4 protein-coding genes are annotated in these 7,534 nt (G+C 38.0%); 1 reads left to right on the top strand and 3 read right to left on the bottom strand.

Features of this window, described 5'->3' with window-relative positions; all coding sequences use genetic code 11:
• Positions 1–263: 263 nt before the first annotated feature.
• The 3 genes from E1176_RS20945 to E1176_RS09550 all read right to left on the bottom strand — a co-directional run bounded on the left by E1176_RS20945 (position 264) and on the right by E1176_RS09550 (position 2,207).
• Positions 264–626, bottom strand: a complete 363-nt coding sequence (locus tag E1176_RS20945; protein WP_155210389.1) for a patatin-like phospholipase domain-containing protein — start codon at positions 624–626, stop codon at positions 264–266.
• Between the two features lie 127 nt (positions 627–753).
• Complete coding sequence (locus E1176_RS20940) at positions 754–1,002, bottom strand: patatin-like phospholipase family protein (RefSeq protein ID WP_155210388.1); 249 nt, start codon at positions 1,000–1,002, stop codon at positions 754–756.
• 113 nt (positions 1,003–1,115) lie between these two features.
• Complete coding sequence (locus tag E1176_RS09550) at positions 1,116–2,207, bottom strand: OmpA family protein (protein WP_155210387.1); 1,092 nt, start codon at positions 2,205–2,207, stop codon at positions 1,116–1,118.
• A gap of 246 nt (positions 2,208–2,453) precedes the next feature.
• On the opposite strand from E1176_RS09550, the gene E1176_RS09545 reads away from it, so the two are divergent.
• The gene (locus E1176_RS09545) at positions 2,454–7,412 is read left to right on the top strand and encodes a CheR family methyltransferase (protein ID WP_155210386.1); all 4,959 of its coding nucleotides are present in this window, start codon (positions 2,454–2,456) and stop codon (positions 7,410–7,412) included.
• The last annotated feature ends 122 nt before the right edge of the window (positions 7,413–7,534 follow it).

Below are 7,534 nucleotides of genomic sequence, written 5' to 3'. Positions count from 1 at the left end.
TCCCTATCCCACAACTTTTTGGCATAGTCACTCATTGCCTTTAGTAGGTCGGCATTTTTGACATCTAGCCCTAGTGTTTTTACCTCTAATTTCAGAAGGAGCGTCATTCTGATTAAAGAATAGTTGTAGGCGTTTGTATCGATCACCAGGTAAAAGCTGACTGACATAATAATTAGAGGCCTGCACATTGCTTTCTGTCAGTAAGTCAGGCAGATATTTTACCCATTGTAAATTACCCCAATCACCATCACTCTTTTTTCTGATTACGTCAGCTGGTATGTAATTGGTGTTAGATTGCTACAGCCCAGTGATAACATTTTGATGTTGTTCATATCCTGCTCAAGACCTTTTTGCACGCCATCGGGGTGTCTGTATTCTGGAGTTTCACTTTTACTTGTATTCATGGCATAAGCGAGAGCAGCCATAGACGGGTTATTGAGCGATACTCCACCATCGACATATTTTTCTTTGTAGATAGGGAAGTAGGTGGGGCCGGCAGATGTCATTAGATAGAGGTCTACCAGACTTACTTCCATGTCCTTTTTGAAGTGACTATGAAAAACCTTGGGCCTATAATTAACAGGCTGATCGTCTGACTTTGGGTTTAAGTCGAAACTACAAACCATCAAATGTGTGTCTTCCTGATGTTTGTTATAAATGTCTTGTAAGGTAGCTGTACCGAAAATGTCTTTGAGAATTTTTTTGAACTTCTTGTTAGAGTAATCTGCACCAAGATTTTGCCAAAACCATCTCTTATATCACCCAGCCTGTATCATGAAATATATCTTTGGCTTTATCCATGTACAAAGCCAGCATGTCAGCAGTTGAAATGCCATAGGCCAGACCCGTGCAAAGAATACCTCCTGTAGACGTTCCGGCCATAAGTGAAAATAATTCGCTTGGGTGTTTGCCGGTATGTTGATAAATGCAATCGAGAATTGTGGCAGGTATAACACCTCTTGTGCCACTTCCATCTATTGATAGGATATTAAAGTAACTCATTTTCTGCTTTTAAACTCAATTAAGTCAAAGCAAGAGTGTATTTCAATACCCAAGGTTGGGTATTTATGGTATTAAAAGAGGCCTGATGGTAGTGAGTAAGTTGGGGTTAAATGTCAATTAAATAACTCGTCAGAGTATGATTGAAACTGCTTTTGTAATGTGCAATAGCGCTTATTATCAGGAATCTTGATTGAGGCAAAAACTTCAGGATCAAAATAACCCGATTGCGTTTTTAAATAGATCAATCTTAATATTTCAACTAGATCAGCTTGTAATGTCTTACTTTTTGGCCTTTCCTTAAACCCTTCTAAGGCTTTGTCAAAAGCCACTAGTGCTTTTCGACTCATGTAATCTTTATATTCGCTTTGGCTTTCAAAATACTGCAGATCATCGTAAAATGTATAGATATGGTATTCCTCATTAAAAAGTATGTCATCAAATTTTCGTAAGTGATTTAAATGGAAAAGAGAGTCGTTGAGATTTTCTCTCACATAAGACCGCATGGCAAGGTACCTTTTTAGTTGGGCGATGTTTTGAGCAGACCAGATGTAATAATAGCCAATAGCGACACTTACAGTGGCATGAATGGCCGATCGGTCATTTTCTAACCTACTGAGAACGTCCTCTCTTGACACAGGTTCTCTTATGTAAAAGGTAACTTCAGTTTTTCTCTGTTTGCTAAGCAGTTCTTCGAAATTTTCCTGCTCTTTTTTACTTTGTAATCTTTCCTTCCAGTACTTCTTGCTTTTATTATGTTCTTTCCTTTCAGCCAACTGTTCAAAGAACAATGACCAGTTTTCTTTGGCTTGTATCTGAAATTTATCAGCTGAAAGACCTAGCTTTTTCTGGATCATCGCCTGAATGACCTGGGCACGTTTCTGGTGCAGGGCAGAATTATTGACGAGTTCACCTTCGACAGATGAATACCCGTGTATACTAATTTTTTTTAGTTGCTGTGGCTTATGATTTAAGAATTGCTTCAATTCTTCATCGTTTGATCCGGTCAGCACGGCACTGTTTTTAGCAAAATTTACCGTAAAGGTTTTTCTAATGATTTGATCTTTCGGTAATCGATAATTTGGGAGGTCGGTAGGTAAATCACTTGGTTTATATTTGGAAGAGAAATATTCCGGTGAACAATCAGATTGGGCGAATGCAATTCCGCTAAAGAAGCAAAGAATTGCAGCTAGTATCTTGTCTTGCATAAGTTTTAAAATTTACTAGCATAAGTCAATAATGTTAAAAAGGTACACTAGATACCCCAAATAAGTTTCCCGGATAATTAAAGGCCCTATTTATCTTTAACCAATCATTTTACCACTTTGTGTGTAAAACAGATTCCTGTTTTTTTGGTTATATGCATGACAAGATGTACTCAGTTTTTCTTAGTTTGCGGGATTATTTGGGTTCATTTAATAAGAATCTAACCAAAGACTGATCGTTTTTAAAATATGGGAAGTAGTAAGAAAAAAGACAAAAGTCTTTTTGTTGTTGGTATTGGGTCTTCGGCAGGTGGTTTAGATGCTCTAAGAAGCCTCTTAGAGAATTTAAACGCTACTTCCGGCAGATTTTGTATTGTTGTAGCCCAACATGTAAGCCCCAATTTTAAAAGTAAGTTGGTTGACCTCTTATCTTCTGTATGTGATTGGGAAGTGCTCAAAGCCGAGGACAATCAAGATCTTGAGTCAGACAAGGTGTATGTAACTCCCCCTGATTTTGAAATCACAGTAAAAAATGAAAAGATAAAACTTAAAAAGCCTGACAAAACTGTATACCCAAATCCGTCTGTAGATCATTTATTTACATCACTGGCAGCAGAATACAAGAATAAAGCAATTGGCATTATATTATCCGGAACGGGAAAAGACGGCTCTCAAGGTGTTATAGAAATAAAGAAAAATGGCGGCCTTACCATTTGTCAAGACCATGACGAAGCATCTCATACGAGTATGCCAGATTACGCTCTCAAAACTGGCAATATCGACATCGCCTGCGAAGTACATGAAATGCCGGGTGTTATTTCAAAGTATATAGAAACCGGAAATTTTGAATCAGCCTCACCGCCAAGAGATTCTTTAACAATAATATTGGACTTGTTAGAAAAAAAGTACCGAACTGACTTTGCCAAATACAAGCCTTCTACCATAGACCGAAGAATCGAAAAAAGAATAAATGATCTGAAAATTCGTGGCATAGATGATTATTTAATCTACATCAGAGATAAGCCTGAAGAATTGGAGAATCTATATCAGACCATGCTCATCGGAGTCACTGCTTTTTACCGCAATCCTGAGGCATTTGATGCCCTTCGAGAGAAAATGGAAGACCGGGTTATAACTTCATCAGATCAAAGTTTAAGGTTTTGGTCTGTAGGATGTGCCACGGGAGAAGAGCCTTATACCATAGCGATACTTTTAGCTGAGATTTTGGGTGAACAAATCAAAAACTACAATATCCAGATATTTGCTACAGATATTGATGAGTTTGCTTTAAGCTCGGCCCGAAAAGGAATTTACAGCCAGGAAGCTTTAGAAAGTATTCCTGCCAATTGGATTGACAAGTACTTTATTAAACGAGGAGATAGCTACGAAGTAAATAAGGTTATAAGACAAATGGTGCTGTTTTCTAAGCATGACATCACGCATGACCCACCTTTTGTAAAAATAGATTTCATCATCTGCAGAAACCTCTTGATATACTTTAAGCTTGAGTTGCAGAGAGAAATTATACCGATTTTTCATTATGCACTTAACTCAAGCGGTTATCTGTTTTTAGGTAAATCAGAAAATGTCGCTCAGTTAGACGACCTGTTCTATATGCCTGAGTATAACGATAAGCTATTTCAGAGAAAAGATGATACGACAATAAACAGGCTCAATTTTAAGTCATATATAAAACGACACGCTCAGCGTAATAGCACAGCAGATACAGCAAGCGTAACAGAGATGTCATTAGAGGAAATAGCCCAAGAAACATTGGTTAAAACATTTGAGCACCCCTATGTGGTATTGAACGCACAAATGGAAACAACCTATGTAAAAGGCTCTTTACAACCTTATTTAGACCTAAGTGAAGGTTCGCTTAATGCCAGTATTCTTAAAATTTTACATAAAAGCCTTCATACAGAATTGCGAGCTTTATTTGCCAAAGTAAAAAGGAGCAATAAGTCTACTAAAAGCAATATCATCAGGTATGAAGCTTATGACTCTGAGCTATACGTACAGCTCGTCATGAAGCCATTACTGTATAAGAAAAATGATAAAAGGTATTTCTTGCTCATTTTTGAACGAATAGAAAAAGATGAGCGCTATCCATTTTATGAAGATTCGCTGTCTGATGATAGTTTTAAAGATAGTATACGAGTTGTAGAGCTCGAGCAGGAGCTCAAAGCGAGTAGAGAGCACCTTGAGGCATTTACTGAAGAGCTGGAAACCAGTAATGAAGAATTGCAGGCCATGAATGAAGAACTTCAATCTTCAAATGAAGAACTGAAGTCTACAAATGAGGAACTCGAAACCAGCAATGAAGAGCTGCAATCTACCAATGAAGAATTGCAAACTGCTAATTCTGAGCTCAACCAGAGTAATGAAAACTTATTGAAGAAAGAAGAGGAGTTGCTTGAGAGTCAACGGGAGATTATGTCACTCAACAGGCGTTTCCAAATTGTATTGAGCAATTCCAGAATTTTCATTGCCTATCAGGACACAGACCTGAAATATATCTGGGTCTACAACCAATTGAAAGAGTATAAAGAAGAAGAGCTTTATGGTTTTTCTGATGAAGATATTTTTAAGGGGAAGGTTAATGCTGAGAGTTTTATAAACCTAAAGAAAAAAGTACTTAAGAATAAAAAAGAAGCCGAACAGGAAGTTTTTTTCAACGACCAATATTGGAGAATCAAGGTCAATCCATGGATTGAGGATGATGAATTAAGAGGTGTAATTACTTTGGCTTTTAACATAACTAAAGAAAAACAGGATAATCAGACCTTAGAACTTCGAAAGCAGAGTATCGAGTCTTTAATCGAGGGCTCGGGCAGCTATGTGCTTATCGTTGACACTAACTATAGCATACAGGTCATCAGCCAAAAACTTCAAAAAGACCTGCAGAAAGGGCAGAATGTAAGTGTCAGTATCGATGACTCCATTAAAAGCAAGCTTGAAGGTTATGAAGGTGTTCAAAAGAAATTAATCAGTCCAATACAAGAAGCCCTCAACGGTAAGAACAAAAAAATAGAACTGTTTGAAAGTTTCGCGTTTACTGACCATGAGCAATATTTTACATTAAATGCTTTCCCGATAAAAGGTAGTGCAGGCGAGATACTGGGTGCCGCGATTGTAGGAACTGAAATCACGGGCATTCTTAAATCAAAAGACAAAATTCAGACAGCACTCAAAAGAGGAGCGCATCTTACGGAGGAGGAATATTTCAGAGATCTTACCCTACAGATTTATGAGCTCTTTGGTTGCAAGTATACCTACTTGGGTATCCTCAATGCTGATCGCAAATCAGTAGAAACCACAGCTATCAGGATAAATGGAAAGCTATCTTCTAATTTTACCTACGAGCTGAATGGTGCCCCCTGTGGAGTTGTTAATTTCAATGATGAAATACAGATTTTTGATCAGGTGGAACAGCTTTTTCCAGACGACCCTAAACTCAATCGTTGGGATGCAGAAACTTATGTAGGCATCCCGATTTCTTCTCCGATCACGGGAGAGCTTCTCGGTATTATGGTTATGATTAGTGACCATAAACTAGACCTTACTACTGACGATGAGTACATACTCACAATCCTGAGCTTAAGGGCAGGGGCTGAGTTGTTGAGATCCCAAACCACTAAAGAACTGCAGCTAAGAGACAATCAGTTACAAAAAATTACCGACAACAGTCCTGACATTATTTGTGAGTTTCAAAGAGATAGTGATGGTACAGAGCGTGTAGGATACATCAGTAGAGCAGTTGAGGAAATATACGAGCTCACTCCTGATGAGTTATTTAATAATCCGAGTTTGTTGTACAGCCGTATTCATCCAGAAGATTGGCCAAGTTTTAAGAAAATACAAGACCAGAATAAAACCAATCCGGTCGCTTTTGAGTGGACAGGTCGCATTATTACTGCTAAAACGGAACAGGTAAAGTGGATCAAAATGTCTTCAAATCCAGAAATACTTCAGAATGGAGATGTAATCTGGAATGGCGTTATAGATGATATTTCTGATATCAAGAAGACAGAAAAAGAACTAGAGCAAGCAAAAGAGACAGCAGAAGAAGCAGCTATGGCCAAGGAAAATTTCCTGGCCACCATGAGTCACGAGATCCGTACACCGCTCAACGCTATTTATGGTATAGTTGAGCTGTTGCAAATAGATGAAAAAACCAAAGATTTAGCTTATCTTGATATACTAAAATATAGCGCTGAGAACCTATTGTCTTTGATTAATAACATCCTCGATTTCAGTAAAATAAAAGCAGGTAAGCTAGCTGTAAGCAAACGCCAGTTTAATATTCATGAATTACTCGACAATGTGAGTAAAACCATGAAGTTTCAGGCTGATCTTAAGAACAACGCCCTTATACTCAAAAAAGGAGATAAACTGCCTGACAATTTGTATGGCGATGAGCTTATATTGGCTCAGGTGCTCAATAACCTTTTGAGTAATGCCAATAAGTTTACTGAAGGAGGAAATATTACGCTATTAGCGGAGCAAACTAAAGAGACTAAGAAAACTGCCACTATACTCTTCGCGATACAGGATACCGGCTCAGGTATTGATACAGAGAAGCTTGAAGAAATTTTTGAAAAATTTGAGCAAACCACTCATGATAAGGCATCACGAGGTAGTGGTCTTGGGCTTACGATCACCAAGGCACTGCTTGAGTTGTACAATAGCCAAATTAAAGTTCAAAGCTCAAAGGGTACAGGTAGCAGATTTTATTTTGATATAACGTTTGACAAAGTCGGTATTGCCGAAAACGAAGGCCGTGAATCAGGTGAAGCTGAAACAAATAATCAGGATGCTGAGAAAACTAAGCATGTCAATATCCTGATGGTAGAAGATACTGAAGACAATCGTAAGTTAGTTTTGGCTTACTTGTCTAAACATGATTATATATCGGTTGACACGGCCGAAAACGGGCTTCAAGCCCTTGAAAAAATCAAGACAAAGAAGTACGACATGGTGCTTATGGATATGAGAATGCCAGAAATGAGAGGTGATCAGGCTACGGAAGTTGTCAGAAGCTGGGAATCTGACTATTTCAAAAAGATACCTATAATTGCTCTCACCGCAGATACTTACGGTATTAAAGAAGAAACAGGCTTTACTGATGTGATAACCAAGCCGTTTAAATTCAAAGACCTCTTGCATATAATTGACAAATACGGCCTGCAATATGACTTTAAATAAGAGGTGCAGATTGAGGAATAAAAAAAATAAAAATTTTTCTGTGGAATACTTTCAATAAAGAAAACAGCCATTATATTTGCACCACCTTAAACAAACGGCCCGTTCGTCTAGGGGTTAGGACG

Origin of the sequence: Fulvivirga aurantia (assembly GCF_009711475.1) — a bacterium.
In the GTDB taxonomy this organism is placed as follows: Bacteria; Bacteroidota; Bacteroidia; order Cytophagales; family Cyclobacteriaceae; genus Fulvivirga; species Fulvivirga aurantia.
Note: the sequence above shows the minus strand (reverse complement) of the source record. Positions and strands in the feature narration are given on the sequence as shown.